This is a genomic window from Thermoleptolyngbya sp. PKUAC-SCTB121, from assembly GCF_016919485.1.
Lineage (GTDB): Bacteria > Cyanobacteriota > Cyanobacteriia > Elainellales > Elainellaceae > Thermoleptolyngbya > Thermoleptolyngbya sichuanensis.
Map to the genome: position 1 here is coordinate 2392093 of NZ_CP070366.1, position 17506 is coordinate 2409598.

The window sequence follows — 17506 nt, forward strand, 5'->3', positions numbered from 1 at the left end:
GAAAAAGTCTGTTCACACCCGCAAAGACTTCATAATTTAGCCTGCTCATGTGGTCTGCCCTGGTCTAACCTGATAAAAAGCGTTCCGCAGGTGTGATCACCCTTTACACTTTCAAATAAGCAGAAATCGAGATGCGAAATCGCAAATGTGCTGTTTGGGAGGCTTGGCGGAATGAAGTTGGTGGAACTGCTGCGGGCGCTGCCGGAAAGCCTGCAACTGCCGGAACATGGGGCGCTGAACGCTGAGGTAACAGGGCTGGCGACGAATTCTCACGCCTGCAAGCCTGGTGATCTGTTCATTGGGATGCCGGGGACGCGGGTGGACGGGGGCGAATTTTGGCAGAGTGCGCTGGCGGCAGGGGCGATCGCCGCTGTGGTGTCCGAAAACGCTGTGCAGAAAAAACCGCCCACCGCCGACGACTGCATCATTCCCGTGGCGAACGTGGCGCGGGCATCGGCGCGGCTGGCGGCGGCGTTCTACGGCTACCCGGCTCAGGCGATGAAGCTGATCGGCGTGACGGGCACCAACGGCAAAACCACCACCACCCACCTGATCGAGCATTTTCTGGCGCAGGCGCAGTTGCCCGTAGCGCTGTTGGGTACGCTTTACACCCGCTGGCGGGGGCATCAGCAGACGGCGCTGCACACCACGCCCTTTGCGCTGGAACTTCAGGGACAACTGGCGGCGGCAAGGGCGGCGGGGTCGGAATATGCCGTGATGGAAGTCAGTTCCCACGCGCTGGCCCAGGGGCGCGTGCTGGAGTGTCCCTTTGAGGTGGCAGTGTTTACCAACCTGACGCAGGATCACCTCGACTATCACAAAGATATGGAGGACTATTTCTCCAGCAAGGCGCTGCTGTTTAGCCCCGGCTATCTGCAAGGGCGGGCCGTGGTGAATCTGGACGACCCCTACGGGAAGCGGCTGGCGGCAGGGCTGGCGGGTCAGTCGGTTTGGACCTATAGCACGCAAGATTCTAGTTCAGATCTGTGGACGAGCGATCTGGTGTATGAGCCTGCGGGCGTGCGGGGCTTGCTGCATACGCCGCTGGGCGACGTGCCGTTTGCCTCGCCGCTGGTGGGCCAGTTTAACCTGGCAAATTTGCTGGCGGCGGTGGGTGCGGGGCTGCATCTGGGTCTGGATTTAGAGGCGATCGCCCAGTCCCTTTCCACTTTCCCCGGTGTGCCCGGCCGCGTCGAGCAGGTGCAGGTGTCCCCCTCGCAGGATATCAGCGTGATTGTGGACTATGCCCACACTCCGGACAGTTTGGAGAACTTGCTGAAAGCGTCGCGTCCGTTTATCCAGGGGCGGATGATCTGCGTGTTTGGCTGCGGCGGCGATCGTGATCGCACCAAGCGGCCCAAAATGGGGGCGATCGCCGCTGAGCTGGCGGATTGGGTCGTGGTCACCTCGGACAATCCCCGCACCGAAGACCCAGAGCGGATCTTGCAAGATGTGGTGGCGGGCATTCCGGCCAGCGTGAGTCCAACGGTGATGGGCGATCGCGCTGCCGCCATCCGCAAAGCCATTCTGGAGGCGCAGCCCGGTGACGGCGTGCTAATTGCAGGCAAGGGTCATGAGGATTACCAGATTCTTGGCACAGAAAAAGTTCACTTTGACGACCGCGAACAGGCTCGTGTAGCCCTGATGGAGCGGCTTTCGCTCAATCCTGCCTAGCCCTGAAAAATTCAGCCCGAAAAATTCAGCCCAAAAAATCTAGCCTAAATTAGCCCCAAAAATCTAACGCAAGAGGGTCGCCAAGCCATGTTCTAACCCCCATACTCCTGATCATCAGCCTTTTCTTTAATAAACTGGAAATTAGCCAGAGCCATTGACTTAGGACTTACGCAGTTGGATGATTTCTCGCGGGCGCAGCCCGCGAGAAATCATCCAAAACCCAAAACGTTTAATCGCAAGTGCGTACGTCCTATGACTTATTCGCGATTGACTAGTTCAACGTCAGGGAATTTAGACTGTGGGGCGCTGCTGCTCCGCTCTGCTTGGAGACGACTCCGATCTGGTTGGAGATGCTCCAATGCATCTAGTGCTTACCCCATAGAATTTCACCCCCATGAAATCGCCACGCTCCTCCGAAGCCTCGCTCTATGAACTAGCCCTCAGTTCTGAGCGTCCTCTGCATCCGCTCCAGGTTAGCCCCACGACGTTCAAGTCGATGCTGACGGCCATTCTCGATCTGCTGATCGAAGAACATTTGCCCGCGACGCTCTGGCTCAAGTTTCCCAAGGGCGACACCTGGGAGTCGGAAATTACTCGCTATTGCACGGCGGCGACCGCGCCCTATACGCTCTATACCCTCGGCAATAGCCAGGGCGATTTGGCAGAGGCCGCAACGCCAGCATCGTCTGGGCACCTGTCGCACCTGGATCAGGTGTCTGATCTGACGGCTGCCGAACTGGCGGGCCTGGTAGACAGCCCCGCTGCGGATTCTCCAGTTTTGACGCATCAGCCGCAACCGACCTCGCTGAATGTGGCGGCCCAGTCTCAGCGCGTTGTTCTGCCGCTGGGAACCGAGAGCCAGTTTAAGCGGGAGTATCTGCTGCTAGTGATGACGGAGGAGTTTTGCGGACTGATTCTGGCCCATCGGCCGCGCTCGGTGCGCCCGTCCAAGCCAGATAGTAGCCCGCCGGAGCGGCCGCTCTGGCTCGAAGAGTTATCCCCCAACTCTGATGAAGACATAGAGCGGCGACATCCGCTGCTGGCGATTTATACGTTTGAATCGGACACGATTTGCCGGGTGCTAGAGGGCATTCATCAGGCGATCGCCCCTGCCGAGGCTCCTGAGGCGGTTCGGGCTGATTTGGAGTCCCTGGTGAAGCACTGGGAGGAGTGGGTGCTAACGGCTGCTAACATTACGCCGAATACCCGAATTGTTGGGCAACTGCTGGCCAAGCAACTGCAAATTCAAGAAGAAATGTGGCACAGCACCGCGATTTATCGGCGACAGGCAGAAATCGCCACCGGGCTGCAAATGGAGAATGAGGAACTGCAAAACGCGATTCGCCTGAAGGACGAGTTTTTGAAAACCGTCGGGCAAGAACTGCGAACGCCGCTGGCCACGATGAAAACTGCGCTGAGCTTGCTCAATTCCCCCAGCCTGAAGCCGCCGCAGCGCCAGCGCTATATGGACATGCTGACCCACGAGTGCGATCGTCAGAGTTCGCTAATTACCAGCGTGCTAGAGCTGGTGCAACTGGAAAATATGGACGATACAGCGGTGACGCAGCCGCTGCGCCTGTCGGATGTAGTTCCGGGCATCGTCAGCACCTACCAGCCCCTCGCCCAGGAAAAGGGCATTTTGCTGGCTTACACGGTTCCGCAGGATCTGCCTGCTGTGTCCTGTACGGTTCCCTGGCTGCGGCAAATTTTGATTAACCTGCTGCACAACGGGATCAAGTTTACCCCAAAGGGTGGCCGAGTGTGGGTGTTGGCAAAGCTGCAAGGCGACTATGTGCAAATTGAAGTGCGCGATACGGGCATTGGCATTGCTGCCGCCGACATTCCCAAAATCTTTGACCGCTTTTATCGGGTGCGGCAGGCGGGCAGCGGCGAGGACTCTGGCGGTGCAGGGCTGGGTCTGTCTATTGTGCAGCAGCTTTTGCTCAAGTGCGGCGGCTCGATCTCTGTGAAAAGTAAGCCCGGTGAAGGGTCTACTTTCAATGTGTTGCTTCCGGTTTATCGATAGCTATGAATAGCTGTGAATAGCCGTCAATCGCTGTCAATCAAGCTGTCAATCATCAATAGCTGTCAATCGCTGTCAATCAAATTTGGGAATGAATCGGGAACCCATCCGCTTTGTGTCCGTCTATACTGCTAGACCCTACTAGACCCTAGCTTCTGAGATCCGGCCATGGTGACGAAACTCCGATTTTCTAGCTTGAAACTCCCGATTGGCGGGCGATCGCCCCGATGGATTGGGCTGTTGGTTCTGGGTGTAGCGCTGCTGACGGGCGTGGGGGCGTTTGCCCAGACCGCAAACTTTGGCTCTGCGACCTTGGCTCCTGGCTTTAGCGCAGATGCAGGGACTCTGCGCGGACGGACAGGCGGCAGCAGTTCCCTTCCAGGCATCGTCGCCAACCGCGATAAAGACGGCAACCTCTGCCTTGGCTTTGGGTCATCTACTCCGGATCACCTGATTACGCTCCAAGGCAACTTTTCTGCTCTGACGCTGCAAGTCAATAGCAACCGCGCCGTTTCTACGCTGGTTGTGCAGGGGCCCGGCAACGTTGTCCGCTGCGCCAGCGGCAACAATCGCGCCCCAAATGCCACGCTGTCGGGAACAGATTGGGCTGGTGGCACTTATCGCGTGTGGGTCGGCTCCAATGTTTCTGGGGAACAGTTTAACTACACGCTGACGATTCGGGAGTAGGGTTTGAGGGCAGTAGGAGGAGGTTGGGGTGTTGGAGGGCTAAGCTAGGCTAGGTGCGCTATCCCTCCATCGCGTTCTTGAACCTTAAACCTAATGGCTCCTTGGCGATCGCCCCTTTCCCGCGCTCTGCATCTCAATCGTTCGCTCGTCTATGCCCGCTATGTGCAGCTTGCCACGGTGCGGCCAGACGGTCGCCCCGCCAATCGCACGGTGGTCTTTCGCGGATTTCTAGACCCCACCAATCAGCTCAAGTTCATCACCGACACACGCAGCGCCAAACCAGAGCAAATCGCTCACCAGCCCTGGGGGGAGGTCTGCTGGTATTTTCCCAAAAGCCGCGAACAATTTCGCCTGCTGGGACGGCTAACGCTGATCGATGAAATCCATCCTGATGAAGGTTTGCAACACGCCCGCCAGCAGCAGTGGCAGGCTCTCTCGGATGCAGCCCGCCTGCAATTTGCCTGGCCCCATCCCGCCCAACCACGCCGCCCCGTGGCCGAGTTTTCGCCGCCACCGCCTGACCCCACCGCGCCGCTGCCGACCTTTTGCCTGCTGCTGCTGGCTCCTGCCGAAGTGGATCACCTGCAACTGCGGGGCGACCCCCAAAGCCGCGATCGCTATTTTGAAACCAGCGACGGCTGGCAGATGGAATCGGTCAACCCCTAGCCGCTCCCAATCCCTAGCTGCTTCCCTGGATCGCTGCTCCCCTAGATCACTGCGTCTACCAATCCAGCCGCAGGCCTTGCTCAATCATGTACTGTTGCAGTTGCGGCATTTTTCCTTGAGGGACGATCTGGGCAGGCTGCAAATCGGGTTGATCGACCAGCCAGCCGGCCGTCACCCCCGCCGCCGAGCCAATGGTCCATTCGCCGTGGTGAACACGGGTCATGGCCGTGGCGATGTGCGTGGCGGCGATCGCCTTTCCGCCCACCAGCAGATTCTCCACGCCCTGCGGAATCAGGCTTTCGAGGGGAATCTGCACGGGGCGAATGTAATATTCTTTCACCGAAGCTTTAACTGCCTCGCCCGTCGGCTCCCAGTTGCGATAGCGACAGCCGTGAATGTCAATATCGTAATGGGTCACACCTACCGCAGTTGCCCGAAAGTCTCGTCCTTCCATGTCTTCCCGCAGGTCAGCCTCGCGCAGCATAAACTCCGTCTGTCCGTAGGCCGATCGCCCCAGGATTCGCCGCCCCTCGCGGATGTAGGGCAACATGCTTAGCCCAGAAACCGTCCCCATAGGGGAATCGGCCCCCGCTAGGTAGGCCAACGGCAGCGCTGGATCGGGCGGCTGCTCCAGGAGCCAATGGGCAAACATCAGCGCGTGATTTTCTGCATGGCGCATAGACCGCAGCGACACGCCGCCCATCCAGTTTTGATACTGCCCGGTTTGCATGAGCTTTTCGGGTGTCAGGATTAGCGGCGGATTCATCCAGTTCCAGTCGTTGCCCTGCGTCCAGTTGACCAGCGTAATGTCGTTGAGGACGGGGCTGCCAAAGAAGGGGTCGCTGCGATTCAGGCTGACGATCCGCCGATAGTTAAAAAAGCTGCGCCCGTGAAACATCGGCACGCCTTCTAGCGTGTAGACCCGCATATGCTCGGCGCGAGGATAAAACGACTGGACGTATTCCAGGGTCTTGATGCTCTGGCCGCCATCGGCGCGGATGCCCATTGCAAAGGGGAAGGTAAACGCCTGGGTGCATTCTGGATTGTCGAAATCGGCGGCGTTGGTTTCCCCCGTGGTGTTGCGCGAGTCGGAACCAATGCGTAGCGGCACCTTGGCCCAGCCCACCACTTCGCCCGTATCCGTTGCGTCAATCACGATCATCCGCTTTCCGGGCGGTGGCTGGAGCTTGATCGGGGTTTTGCGGAAGGTGGCATCTTCTTCCCAGGCATACCAAGTGGCTAGCTCCACCGACGGGCGGCCCTGGGGCACATAGCCAGATTCCCGGGGCGATCGCCGCACGGCATAAATCGCGGTGATAAACCGTCCTGTTTCGTCAAACTCTGCGCCCTTGAAGGCAGTAAACGCGCTCCACTTGCTGCTTGTGGAATATTGCGCCGCCCGCTTGAGCCACTCCTGCGATACCACAGCCCCCACCTGCGGCGGAAAACACAGCCGCCCAACCCAGCAGCTATTAATCTGGGCGACCGTGAGGGGCGCAGTGATACCCGTCCAGGCAGGCAGCGTGACGGGCTGCTGCAAGATAAAGTCCTTGAAGCTCTGCCAGCTTGGCGAAAAGTTATTCCGCTCCAGCATGTTTCTGGACTCGTCTACCGCAGACACCCCCTGGGAGCTGATCTGTCCGCCCATCCACGGCGTTAGCTCAATGAGGCAGGTCTTCGCGCCCGTCCGCATGGCATGAGAGGCGGCCGCCACCCCACCCAGCGACCCGCCCACCACTGCTACTTCACATTCCCAGGTTTCGGCTGGCGCAGGGAGCGGCGACAAACTTGGGCGACCATTGGGCAGCAAAAAAGAGTTGTCCGATCCGCTTTTTGTGGGGTCAGATTGCTCAGAAGAATTCAGGGTTTGAGCATTTTCTGCTCCGTCATTGGGGTTGACTGTTTCGGCATCCGGCACAGAGTCTTGGGCAAAAGAAGGCTCTGCTGCGGATAGTTTTCCATCGGTCGTTTCGGCCTGGGTATATTGCTCAATAGTGCTGACTAGTACAGCAGAACTAGCCCCTGCCAGCAGGCTTGCAACGGGAATGATCCATGCTAAACGACGAGAGAAGAAAAACCGTTTCATGCTCGAAACCCGAATGATATGCTAGTAGAAATAATGCTCCTCTGACTGCGGCGGAGCCTGGTTTGTGGCATCTTCACTTTTAGCCCACCTGTCCTATTTTTAGGGTTCCGAAATCCATTCGGCTCACAGTGTAGCTAAATCCAGAAGTATCGGCACATTTAGCCCCTCAAGATTGTCTGATATTTTTTATCTCTGCTCCAGTGCAAACTTTGCATCCGCAGAGGTTCGACCTTGCACTCAGGTCGCATCGAGATTGAGGTGTGTCCTGAACGGTTGTCAGTTTTAGCAGGGGCCTCCCCGAAAAAATTCGCAGCCGCTAAATTTTGTAGTCACGAATGAGCAATCCTCCTATGAAGCCCAACTTTTTTTTCCAGACGCTTTCTGCTTTTAAAGCTTTCAGGTCATGCTCAAACATTGCCGGACAAATTCAAGCTCGCCAAGCCCAAGTTCGTCAAGTGACCCGCTCGATGCTGTGGAAGGTGGCAGGGATGGCGATTGCCTCCTCTGTCTTGCTCACGGGGGGCGAAGCGCTAGCCCAAGTTTACAGCTTTGGCAGCCAGGGATCAGATGTCGCCGCAATTCAGTCGGCGCTGGGCATCTTCGCCGATGGTGTATACGGTCTTGAAACAGAAAACGCAGTTATCGCATTTCAAAGACGAAACGGGTTGATGGTAGATGGGCAGGCCGGCCCAGAAACGCTGCGGGCCCTAGGGCTGGGCTATCTCGTGTCGGGTGGCGGCATCGGCGGCCCGTCGCAGCCCGTTCCGCCGGGGAACTGGTTGGGCCGCGAGGCGATCGTCCGCACCAATAGCGGAATTGGCGTAAACGTGCGTAATCGTCCTGATGGGCAGGTAATTGCAGGCATCGATGATGGGGTGCGCGTGCGCCTGTCTGGACGGCAGGAATTTTCCGGTGGTTTGACCTGGGTTGAACTGGCGGGCACGGGCGGCTGGATTGCCTCTGAGTACCTAGTACCTGCCAACATCGGCGGCCCGACCGACCCAGGGTTTCCGGGCCATTACGGCGGTCCCTACCGGGTTGCCATACCGGGGAGCAGCGATGAGCTACTATTCCAGGTGCGTCGCTTTGTGCGCGATGCCTACCGCGACTCGGACTCGCTGCGGGGGCCATTCATCAATGCAGGCTCTTTCCGCGATTACTCTGCCGCGGCGGCTGTGAATCAGCAGCTCCGGAGAGAAGGGTTTGACGCGCGAGTGGTCTATGACTAGGTTGTATGACTAGGTTGCCTGTGACCGTACTGCCAGCGCGGGATGTTTTCTAGCGGGTGCAGTCAGGCGGGTTGCCCTAGCTGAAACCGTACAAGTCATCGGAAGATCGCTGTGCAGTTAGGCTGTGCAGCGATTTTTACTGATGAAAAACGAACGGACTCGTCACTGAAGCATGTGACAAAAATCACAACTGGAGATGATCGCGATCGCGCTTTAGTTCTCTCTGCATCGGCATACTTAAGGAGACTCAACTCTAGCCGAGTCATCAACAGGGAACACACTATAATCCGGCAGACTCAATTCGGGACTGTCGGATTTTTTTGTGGGTGTGACATTACGAGTGTCATAAAATTCTCTGTGCTTCCGTGAATACCGACATCATGGTGTGGAGTTTGCCGGGTAACGCTGACGCTTAAGACCGTTCAGCCGGAGGTTCAGAATGAAGCGGAGACTGCTGCCGAATTTTGCCGCTGACTTGTAATGCTGACTTGTAATGCTGAATTTTGCTGTTAATGCTGAATTTTGCTCTGCTGAATTTTAACGCATTGCACCCATTGTGCTTTTCCAGGAAAGCTCTCGGCAGAGAATTTCTAGCGCCCGCTGGTCTGGGCCAGAAAAAAGGCGGCTATCGACCAGTTCTTGCAGCGTTTGTTGGGTCAGGGCGGGCGCAAAGTTGCCGCCGCAGCGCAGCAGGTGGCTATAGTAGCAAAACTGGGGGCTGCCTGCTTGGTTGAGGTGAAAGCGGTAAATTTCGTCCTGGGTCATGACCGATACGGGCGTGTTGACAGGGACGACCACGCGGGGGATGCCGTGGATGCCGTAGGGCTGCCCGTTGTCCTGCGCCATCCAGCCCACCAGCACTACGCCCAGCAGCGTGCGGGTTTCGGTGATTAAATCTGGCGTAAACAGCGGGTCGGGTTCGCTCGACAGGCGCGGCCCGTTGCTCATAAACATCGGGTTCATCAGCAGCGAGTTGTAGATTAGCCCGACGGCCCAGTGGCGATCGCCCGGTTCCTCCAGCTTTACAAAGCTGCCAAAGCCGTAGTCGTCGGCCTGTGGCGGGTTGTCTACGTCCATGCTGTCATCGACTTGAACCACGTAGTCACAGTGGGAGTTGGATTTGACGACTTTGCCGAGACGCATAGGGGATGGGGGGATTTTGGATTTTGGGTTTTGGATTTTGGGAGCGAGTCGCGGAGTGTTGGGAGGGCGATCGCTCTTCATCATGATGCCCCAAAAGGCGGAAAGTGGTGAACACTTGTACGATTTTCAGCGGTGGGATGTTCGAGTGCGCTGCATCAATTCCTCTCAAGAAGCGCTTTTCTGAGAAAAGGTGAAAGTCTTGCATAACCTGGATTTGCAATCCAAAATCGCCAATCCAAAATCCAAAATTATCCGATCACCCAATCTCGCTACAAAAAACGGTTCCCCGCAGGTGCAGGAATGCTACTTGGTGCAACACTTCTGCCCGCCACAGGGAACAAAGGCTGATATTAAACTTTTTCGATTACACGCCTTCGATCGCACGCCACTGGAAAGCAAAGCTAGGACATGGCCTGGATGATGTAGTCGAAGTAGGGGGCGGCTTCGGCAGCGTCTTCGTCGCTGAGCAGCGCCAGGGATGCCCGCTTGAGGCAGCGGATCGACTCCACCATGCCGGGAACGGGAACGCCCAGAGAGTTGTACATTTCGCGCACGCCGATCAGGCCGATGCTTTCGATGGGCTGCTTGTCGCCCGCCAGCACGCCATAGGTAATCAGGCGCAGATACCAGCCGTAGTCGCGCAGGCAGAGGGCCCGCTGGCGATCGCCGTAGGCATTGCCACCCGGAGAGATAAAGTCGGGGCGCTTTTGCCAGAGTTGCTTGCTGGCTTCTTGCACAATTTTCTTTTCATTCTCCGCCAAGATATTGGCGATACGCACGCGCTGTTCTCCGGTTTGAAAGAACTCGCTGATGCTCTTGAGTTCTCCACTGCTGGGGTAGCGGAGTTCGTCGTCGGCGTTGAGGATGACCTGGCTAACTACACTCATAATATGGCGGTGATGTCAGAGCAAAGATGAATATCGATCTGTATTGTAACGAGTTGCGGGGACTGAAGAAAAGTCTATCAAAGACCGGATCGATACATTTGCAACAAGGCTTTTAAGTTTTGAACGGTTCCTTGCAGGCTTTGCCCGAGAATTTCCCTCACTGCACCAATCTTAAAGGACTTAATAAAAGTTAGCAAATACGCCCAGGTTGTTAATTTTCTACGCCGACGAGTGTTTTCGACAGGTGCCAACAGTCTTGGGCGATCGCCCAATCTTCCTGAGTGTGGATAATCAGCACGCGCACTGTGGAATCAGCAGCGGCGATGTCCTGATCGTCGGGGTTGCGGCTGAGCTTGGCAGGGTCGAGCCGCAGTCCCAGAAATTGGAACGGTTCGCAGGCGGCTTGCCAGATGTTGGGCGCGTTTTCGCCGACACCAGCCGTGAACACGATCGCCTCCAGCCCGCCTAGACTCGCTAGCATACTGCCCATGAGCGACCGCAGGCGGTGAACGTAGACATCGATTGCGAGCTTCGCCCGCTCGTTGCCCTGGGCGATCGCCTCCAGCACAAGCCGCATATCGTTCGACACGCCCGACACGCCCTCCAGCCCCGACTCCCAGTTTAGCATAGTGTCTACCTGATCCGGCGTATAGCCCAGGTCGCGGATGAGGTACAGCAAAATGCCCGGATCGACCGAACCCGAACGGCTGCCCATCATCAGCCCCTCCAGCGGCGTAAAGCCCATTGTGGTATCTACACACTGGCCGTGGCTTACCGCCGACAGCGATGCGCCGTTTCCCAAATGGCAGATCATCAGCCGCAGATCAGCCAGCGGCCGTCCCAGCAGTTGGGCTGCCCGCTGAGCGCAATAGCTGTGACTGGTGCCGTGAAAGCCGTAGCGCCGGATGCCCTGTTCTAGCCATGCATAGGGCCCCGGATAGACGTAGGCCGCAGGCGGCAGCGTGCTGTGAAAGGCCGTGTCGAATACGGCAACCTGGGGGACGCTGCTGCCCAAAATTTGCTCCAGGGTTTCAATCCCTTCTAGATTGACCGGGTTGTGTACGGGGGCAAACTTGGCTAGGCGGGCGATCGCCGCTTTCACCTCCGCCGTTACAAACACGCTAGCCCGATAGTCCTCTCCGCCATGCACGACGCGATGCCCCACCATGTCAATTTCACCGGGGCGATCGATCACTCTTGTATCCCCTGTCCACAGGGTTTCCAGCAGGTGATGAGTGGCCTCAACCCGCGACGAGGTGGGATAACTCTCCGTTTTTTTCACGCCGGCCGCCGTTTTCACCTTAATTTCTGCCACGCCTTCGGCATGGGTCAGGTCGATTTGCGCTTCCCACAGCGGCTCTGGCGGATGCTCTGGCAGCGCCGCCTCCGGCAATTCGTACAGGCAGGACTTTTGGCTGCTGGAGCCAGCGTTCATGACCAAAATTTTCATAGCCACTTGCATTGAGAGGACAGGAGGCAACAGTGCTCACCCTCAGTTTGCCGGAAAGTGCCCAGACCTCAAGGTATGGGAGATGTCATCTCTGGAAAGTTTTGGGCAGGGAATAGGAATCAGGAAATTGCGGGGCAGTGATTTTCTGACCCTGCCGGAGCATCGCGTCATAGAATAGATAGAACGCATTCGCAGGATTCTTGCGAAGCTTTACTCATTGGGTGCGGCCTAACAGTCGGGGGTATGGCGGAATGGTAGACGCTGCGGACTTAAAATCCGTTGACCTTAACAGTCGTGTGGGTTCAAGTCCCACTACCCCCATTTAAAGAAAGAAGAGAGAAAAAAGAAGAAAGAAAAAAAGCGAGAGAACTCCAGTCTTCGTTCTTCGTTCTTCGTTCTTCCCTCTTCGTTCTTCCCTCTTCCCTCTTCTCTAGGGTTTTAGAATTTTGCTATTTCAAGACTTTCAGCCGATTGCGGCGATCGCCCCCACTCCCCTTGCTGTGAAATCGCTGCGAGCACTGGCAGAGGGCGGTGAGGTGACGCTCTGGGTTCCGGCAGACCTAGCGACGGACGAGTTGACCTGTGAGGTGTACCAAACCACGCTGCGGGAATTGGTCAACACGCTCTGGCAAACGCATCGGGCTTTGGTGTTTGGGCTGGCGACGGGGGCGGTGGTGCGGCTGATTGGCCCGCTGCTGCAAGATAAGATGACTGACCCGGCGGTGCTGGTGGTGGATGGCGCGGGCAAGGGGGTGATCAGCCTGTGCGGGGGGCATCAGGGCGGGGCCGATTGGCTGGCGCGGGCGATCGCCCTCCGGCTCAATGCCACCCCCATTCTGACGGGCGGGGCCAATGCCCTGGCTCTGCCGGGAATCGATGTGCTGGGGGAACCGTTTGGCTGGCGCAAGGGCAGCGGCGACTGGACGGGGGTGAGTGGGGCGATCGCTCGTCAGCAGCCTGTGCAGGTGATTCAGGAAGCCGGGTCAACGCTGTGGCAAGACCATTTGCCGCCCGATCATCCCTTTGTCTTTGGCTGGGACGACCCGACAGCGGCGCAGCCAAATCTGCCTAAACCCGCCGCCCGCGTATGGATTAGCCCAATTCAGCGGCGCTTTGCGGATGGGGCAGAGGTTCCCTCTGACTGTCCCAAGGTGCAGTGGCATCCCCGCGTGCTGTGGGTGGGCATGGGCTGCGAACGGGGTACGCCGCGAGGGGTGATCGAAGCTGCCGTTGCTGATACGCTGCGGCGGCATCACCTGGCAGAGGGGGCGATCGCCGGCCTGGCCAGCCTCGACCTCAAGGCAGATGAAGCGGGACTGCTGGAATTTTGTGGCGATCGCCATCTCCCCCTGCTCACTTTCTCTGCCGAAACCCTCCGCGCCGTCCCCGTCCCCACCCCTTCCGCCGTCGTCGAGTCGGAAGTGGGCACGCCCAGCGTCGCCGAAGCCGCCGCGATTCTGGCGGCCAGCCGGACGTGCCAGCGTGACCGCCAACCCCAAACCTTTGCCCCCCTTCGTGTTTCCAAGCAAATCTTCCGCCTCCCCGACTATCCCGGCGCAGTGACCATTGCCGTGGCCCAGGCAGAGCAGGAATATACCGGGCGCATTGGAAGGCTGTGGCTGGTGGGCACGGGGCCGGGACGACTGGAGCAAATCACGCCTGCGGCCCAGGCGGCGATCGCCTCTGCCGATGTGGTGATTGGCTATTCGCTGTATATGAACCTGGTGGCGGCGCTGCTGCATCCGGGGCAAATCGTTGAGGCGCTGCCCATTACTCAGGAGCGACAGCGGGCCGAGCGGGCGATCGCCCTGGCCCAGTGGGGGCTGACGGTGGCGGTCATTTCCTCTGGCGACTGCGGCATCTATGGCATGGCGGGGCTAGTGCTGGAACAACTCCAGGCCCAGGGCTGGGACGGCCAAACGCCCGCAGTTCAGGTGTTTCCTGGCATTTCGGCCTTGCAGGCGGCGGCATCGCGGGTGGGTGCGCCGCTGATGCACGACTTTTGCGCCATCAGCCTCAGCGACCTGCTTACGCCCTGGCCCGTCATCGAGCGGCGACTGGCAGCGGCGGCCGCGGCCGATTTTGTGACCGCGCTATACAATCCCAAATCGCAAACGCGGACAGAGCAAATTGCGATCGCCCAGCGCATTTTTCTAGACCATCGCGCCGTCGATACGCCTGTGGCCCTGGTTCGCGCCGCCTATCGCAATGAAGAACAGATTACGCTGACCACCCTGGGGCAACTGCTCGACTGCCCCATCGACATGCTCACTACCGTCGTCATCGGCAACCAAAGCACCCGCTTCCATGAAGGCTGGATGATCACCCCACGAGGCTATTTGGGCTTTGAGAAGGGAACCTGAAAGCGCCTTGGGCGATCGCCTCAAGTTTTTCAGAAAATATCTGAATACCTGTTCATATGTTATTCTTGTTTTTAGAGACGCGCAGGGACACTGCCCTCGCTCAATCGCAAAACCTCGTTTGATAAGTTGACTGATTATTTGACGAAAGGAGAAACCCGGTCATGACTACAACTGTGACTCAAATGAAATGTGCCTGTGAATCTTGCCTGTGCATCGTCAGCCTGGAAGAGGCCATTCAAAAAGACGGCAAGTATTATTGCAGCGAAGCCTGTGCCGATGGACACCCCAACGGGCATGGCGACTGTGGCCACGCGGGCTGCGGCTGCTAGGCTGAGCTTGCCCTGAGCTAAGTTTTCTGAGGCTTGGGGTTGCTAACTCGCTGCATCCGAATATTTGCGGAAACCGTCGTGCAGGCTGCTGTGCGGCGGCTTTACGTTAGAGCGAGAGGGGCAAGCCGCGGTCAAGAACCGGATTCGCTCTAGAGAGAGTTTTAAAGCTTTAGTAAAGAAAAGCAGGTTTCTGTAAATTTCGTCCGGCTAAAAACCGAGTTTTCCCGGAGATTGAACTGTCGTGGTGACAAACTCTCCAGGGTCGCTTATGAAGCCTGAACGACATATGAAACTCTGCTATTTGCTGTTTCGCGCTGGCATAACGGGCGATCGCCCGCAGGATTCGGGGTTCACGCTGATCGAGCTGCTGGTTGTTTTGGTCATTGCTGGCATCTTGTCGGCGATCGCCCTGCCCTCGTTTGTCAGCCAGGTCAACAATGCCCGCCATGCTGAGGCCCGCACCTACGTCGGCTCGATCAATCGGGCGCAGCAAGCCTATTTCCTGGAAAAAAGCGCGTTTGCCACGCTCTCACAATTGGAACTGAGTATTTCCAATTCCAAAAACTACATATATAGCTCTGCACCCAACGGTAGCGGCATGGCATCCAAAGCCATCACCCTGGCCCTACCCGTTGGCCAGGCGCGGGGATTTGCAGGTAAAGTGTGGCTCATGCCTGACCTAGACGGAAACGCCAACACCGTCTCCAGTATTTGTGAAGGGCCGCCGGGTGAAATGCCCGACTTGGCCAGCCCGACCTGTGCAGGATCATAAGGCTGGGGCCGGAGGACTGGATCGATTCTGGATTAGCGATTTTAGATTGGCGATTTTGGATTGCTAGTCGAGCGTTACAGGGCTTCCAGCCATCTCATTCATAGTGCCCCTGAGGAGAACGGGTTAACCCATCCCTCCTGTTTCAAGGCGCTTGTTCCAACGCTAAACCCCCCTGTACAGGTGCTAGCCATAGAGACACTAGCCATACAGGGGGGGGCTAGGCGGTAGCCAGTCTAGGTGTTCAAAAGCCGCAGCAAGCAGCGGGGCGCTATTTCTTGGGAGACAGCAGCATGGTCATGTTGCGGCCTTCCTGCTTGGGTTCTTGCTGCACCTCGGCAACGGTTTGTAAATCGGTTGCCAACTTCTTGAGCAGCGTTTCTGCGAGATCCTTATGCTGAATCTCCCGACCCTGAAAGCGAATCGTTGCCTTTACCTTGTCGCCCGATTGCAAAAAGCGCTCTGCCCGATTGACGCACACACGATAGTCGTGTTCTTCAATCTTATAGCGCATCTTCAGCTCTTTCACGTCGGACGTGTGCTGCTTTTTGCGGGCCTCGCGTGCCTTTTTTTCCTGCTCAAACTTGAACTTGCCATAGTCCATAATCCGACACACGGGCGGGTCGGCTTTATCGCTCAGCATCACTAGGTCAAGCTCTTTTTCTTCGGCCAGCTTGAGCGCGTCGCGGGGGGTCATAATCCCCAACTGACCGCCATCGGTGTCAATGACTCGAATTTTTGGGAAACGAATGCGTTCGTTAATCGTGGGCAAATCGCGAGTGGGTTTGTTCAGCGCCATGGGCAAGTGAATTTTAAAGATGCTATCGACTCATCAGCTAAAGGTGGACATCCTCATAGTAAGTCGGGCGGCTTGGGGTGGAACCAGAAATTTATTAATTGTCACTGACTAAATCGTTGCAATTCGTTGCAACTTGCAATTCATTGCAAAAAGAAGTCTGCTGCTACATTGCGGCTGGCCCACTGCCGACTCGTTTTCTCTATGGAGGGATTACTAGCATAACGCATCCCCTAGGCTCGACAAATTTCTGTTTGCAAAGTCTTTAGGTTGGGCAAGGTTCTGGATCCGCCCAGCGGGAATTCTAAATGGAGGAATCATTTAGGACTGACGCAGTTGGACAATTTCTCGTAGACTGCGCCCGCGAGAAATTGTCCAAAATCCAAAGAGCTTATTGCAAGTGCGTAAGTCCTGTCATAGTTGGGTCTGAGTTGGGTCTGAACTCTTGGTTGAGTCTGAATGCTTTTGATTCCCGCGATTTTTGCTGAGACGGATGAATGAATTTGCTCCAGCCCTTGTTGAATTTGGTTTTGCAGCCCTGTTGTCCGATGTGCGGACGCACAGATGGGCGATCGCCCGCGCCTCCGTTGTGCATTGACTGCGATCGCCGCCTGACGCACTGCCAAATACCTCAGCCCACAACCGAATGGCGGCCGCCGCTGCCTGTGTTTTCCTGGGGCAAGTATCAGGGCACGCTCAAGCAGGCGATCGCCACGCTGAAATACAACAACCATCCCGAACTGGCGCGGCCGCTCGGTCACGCAATGGGTCGCGCCTGGCTGCATTCCGTACATGGAAAAACGCCGCTGATCGTGGTGCCGATTCCAATGCACGCCGACAAGCAAAAGCAGCGCGGGTTTAACCAAGCAGAACTGCTGGCTGCATCCTTTTGTCAGATCACCCGGCTGCCGCTGGAGCGTCGCGGGCTGGTGCGCGTGCGGGCGACGACCCCACAGTTTGGGCTGAGCGTGGAGGAGCGATCGCAAAATGTGGCTGGTGCGTTTCAGGTGGGCCCTGCTTTTGGGCGATCGCCCCGCCGCCCGGTGCTGCTGCTCGACGATATCTACACCACCGGAGCCACGGCGCGGAACGCTGCTGCCTGCCTGGAAGCACGAGGCATTCGCGTGTATGGGCTGGTGGCGCTGGCTTCTCCGCGATTTGGCGACGACTGATATCGATAGGACTTACGCAGTTGGGCGATTTCTCGCGGGCTGCGCCCGCGAGAAATCGCCCAAAACCCAGCAAACTTATCGCAAGTGCGTAAGTCCTGTGCGATTTTGGATTTGCGATTTTGGTTGGACAGTCAAGCGTTTGCAAGGTTTCCAGCAGTTCTGGAAATATTGGCGATTTGACAATTTTTGACAATTTGACAATTTTTTAGAGTTTGGACAGCCAACTCAACGC

Annotated in this window: 14 protein-coding genes and 1 tRNA gene; 10 read left to right on the forward strand and 5 right to left on the reverse strand. The window is 57.2% G+C overall.

Translation table 11 applies throughout. The features are described 5' to 3' along the window. The first annotated feature begins 171 nt into the window (after nucleotides 1–171). The 4 genes from JTM80_RS10050 to JTM80_RS10065 all read left to right on the forward strand — a co-directional run bounded on the left by JTM80_RS10050 (nucleotide 172) and on the right by JTM80_RS10065 (nucleotide 5050). Nucleotides 172–1674 (forward strand): UDP-N-acetylmuramoyl-L-alanyl-D-glutamate--2,6-diaminopimelate ligase, encoded by a 1503-nt coding sequence (locus JTM80_RS10050; protein ID WP_172358228.1) that lies wholly within the window; start codon nucleotides 172–174, stop codon nucleotides 1672–1674. Between the two features lie 394 nt (nucleotides 1675–2068). After that, entirely contained in the window at nucleotides 2069–3700 is a 1632-nt protein-coding gene (locus tag JTM80_RS10055; RefSeq protein ID WP_172358227.1) for an ATP-binding protein, read from the forward strand. 165 nt (nucleotides 3701–3865) lie between these two features. Continuing rightward, nucleotides 3866–4384, forward strand: a complete 519-nt coding sequence (locus JTM80_RS10060; RefSeq protein WP_172358226.1) for a hypothetical protein — start codon at nucleotides 3866–3868, stop codon at nucleotides 4382–4384. A 93-nt stretch (nucleotides 4385–4477) separates the two neighbouring features. Beyond that, nucleotides 4478–5050 carry an Npun_F5749 family FMN-dependent PPOX-type flavoprotein gene (locus JTM80_RS10065; protein ID WP_205371109.1) on the forward strand — a complete coding sequence of 191 codons (573 nt, stop codon included), beginning with the start codon at nucleotides 4478–4480 and terminating at the stop codon, nucleotides 5048–5050. Between the two features lie 55 nt (nucleotides 5051–5105). On the opposite strand, the gene JTM80_RS10070 is transcribed toward JTM80_RS10065, so the two are convergent. Further along, nucleotides 5106–7136: an FAD-dependent oxidoreductase gene (locus tag JTM80_RS10070; RefSeq protein ID WP_172358224.1), complete on the reverse strand. Its 2031-nt coding sequence runs from the start codon at nucleotides 7134–7136 to the stop codon at nucleotides 5106–5108. Nucleotides 7137–7591: 455 nt separating this feature from the next. On the opposite strand from JTM80_RS10070, the gene JTM80_RS10075 reads away from it, so the two are divergent. Beyond that, nucleotides 7592–8365 carry a peptidoglycan-binding protein gene (locus tag JTM80_RS10075; protein ID WP_205371110.1) on the forward strand — a complete coding sequence of 258 codons (774 nt, stop codon included), beginning with the start codon at nucleotides 7592–7594 and terminating at the stop codon, nucleotides 8363–8365. Nucleotides 8366–8902: 537 nt separating this feature from the next. On the opposite strand, the gene JTM80_RS10080 is transcribed toward JTM80_RS10075, so the two are convergent. The 3 genes from JTM80_RS10080 to JTM80_RS10090 all read right to left on the reverse strand — a co-directional run bounded on the left by JTM80_RS10080 (nucleotide 8903) and on the right by JTM80_RS10090 (nucleotide 11845). Beyond that, on the reverse strand, nucleotides 8903–9508 hold the full coding sequence (locus tag JTM80_RS10080; RefSeq protein WP_172358222.1) for a hypothetical protein: 606 nt from the start codon (nucleotides 9506–9508) through the stop codon (nucleotides 8903–8905). A gap of 401 nt (nucleotides 9509–9909) precedes the next feature. Continuing rightward, nucleotides 9910–10395: an allophycocyanin subunit alpha-B gene (gene apcD / locus JTM80_RS10085; RefSeq protein WP_068507529.1), complete on the reverse strand. Its 486-nt coding sequence runs from the start codon at nucleotides 10393–10395 to the stop codon at nucleotides 9910–9912. Nucleotides 10396–10606: 211 nt separating this feature from the next. Beyond that, nucleotides 10607–11845: an acetate kinase gene (locus tag JTM80_RS10090; protein ID WP_205371112.1), complete on the reverse strand. Its 1239-nt coding sequence runs from the start codon at nucleotides 11843–11845 to the stop codon at nucleotides 10607–10609. Nucleotides 11846–12082: 237 nt separating this feature from the next. Between JTM80_RS10090 and JTM80_RS10095 the strand changes: the two genes are divergently transcribed. The 4 genes from JTM80_RS10095 (at nucleotide 12083) to JTM80_RS10110 (ending at nucleotide 15309) form a co-directional block, all read left to right on the forward strand. After that, nucleotides 12083–12166: transfer RNA gene (locus JTM80_RS10095), tRNA-Leu, on the forward strand. A 122-nt stretch (nucleotides 12167–12288) separates the two neighbouring features. After that, a complete protein-coding gene (gene cobJ, locus JTM80_RS10100; RefSeq protein WP_205371332.1) occupies nucleotides 12289–14208 on the forward strand; it encodes a precorrin-3B C(17)-methyltransferase in 1920 nt (639 codons plus the stop codon). 161 nt (nucleotides 14209–14369) lie between these two features. Then, a complete protein-coding gene (locus tag JTM80_RS10105; protein ID WP_172358220.1) occupies nucleotides 14370–14537 on the forward strand; it encodes a metallothionein in 168 nt (55 codons plus the stop codon). 268 nt (nucleotides 14538–14805) lie between these two features. Then, nucleotides 14806–15309, forward strand: a complete 504-nt coding sequence (locus JTM80_RS10110) for a type IV pilin-like G/H family protein (RefSeq protein ID WP_205371113.1) — start codon at nucleotides 14806–14808, stop codon at nucleotides 15307–15309. A gap of 268 nt (nucleotides 15310–15577) precedes the next feature. Here the strand turns inward: JTM80_RS10110 and infC are convergent, their stop codons facing one another. Further along, the gene (gene infC / locus JTM80_RS10115; RefSeq protein ID WP_197673295.1) at nucleotides 15578–16105 is read right to left on the reverse strand and encodes a translation initiation factor IF-3; all 528 of its coding nucleotides are present in this window, start codon (nucleotides 16103–16105) and stop codon (nucleotides 15578–15580) included. 545 nt (nucleotides 16106–16650) lie between these two features. Between infC and JTM80_RS10120 the strand changes: the two genes are divergently transcribed. After that, complete coding sequence (locus JTM80_RS10120) at nucleotides 16651–17274, forward strand: ComF family protein (protein ID WP_225906817.1); 624 nt, start codon at nucleotides 16651–16653, stop codon at nucleotides 17272–17274. Nucleotides 17275–17506: the final 232 nt, after the last annotated feature.

Bases quoted from the DNA above. Each gene is read 5' to 3' on its own strand.
- JTM80_RS10060 (WP_172358226.1), top strand. From the start codon at position 3,866: ATGGTGACGAAACTCCGATTTTCTAGCTTGAAACTCCCGATTGGCGGG.
- JTM80_RS10065 (WP_205371109.1), top strand. From the start codon at position 4,478: ATGGCTCCTTGGCGATCGCCCCTTTCCCGCGCTCTGCATCTCAATCGT.
- infC (WP_197673295.1), bottom strand. From the start codon at position 16,105: ATGGCGCTGAACAAACCCACTCGCGATTTGCCCACGATTAACGAACGC.
- JTM80_RS10110 (WP_205371113.1), top strand. From the start codon at position 14,806: ATGAAGCCTGAACGACATATGAAACTCTGCTATTTGCTGTTTCGCGCT.
- JTM80_RS10120 (WP_225906817.1), top strand. From the start codon at position 16,651: ATGTGCGGACGCACAGATGGGCGATCGCCCGCGCCTCCGTTGTGCATT.
- JTM80_RS10105 (WP_172358220.1), top strand. From the start codon at position 14,370: ATGACTACAACTGTGACTCAAATGAAATGTGCCTGTGAATCTTGCCTG.
- JTM80_RS10090 (WP_205371112.1), bottom strand. From the start codon at position 11,845: ATGAAAATTTTGGTCATGAACGCTGGCTCCAGCAGCCAAAAGTCCTGC.
- JTM80_RS10050 (WP_172358228.1), top strand. From the start codon at position 172: ATGAAGTTGGTGGAACTGCTGCGGGCGCTGCCGGAAAGCCTGCAACTG.
- JTM80_RS10070 (WP_172358224.1), bottom strand. From the start codon at position 7,136: ATGAAACGGTTTTTCTTCTCTCGTCGTTTAGCATGGATCATTCCCGTT.
- JTM80_RS10055 (WP_172358227.1), top strand. From the start codon at position 2,069: ATGAAATCGCCACGCTCCTCCGAAGCCTCGCTCTATGAACTAGCCCTC.
- JTM80_RS10080 (WP_172358222.1), bottom strand. From the start codon at position 9,508: ATGCGTCTCGGCAAAGTCGTCAAATCCAACTCCCACTGTGACTACGTG.
- apcD (WP_068507529.1), bottom strand. From the start codon at position 10,395: ATGAGTGTAGTTAGCCAGGTCATCCTCAACGCCGACGACGAACTCCGC.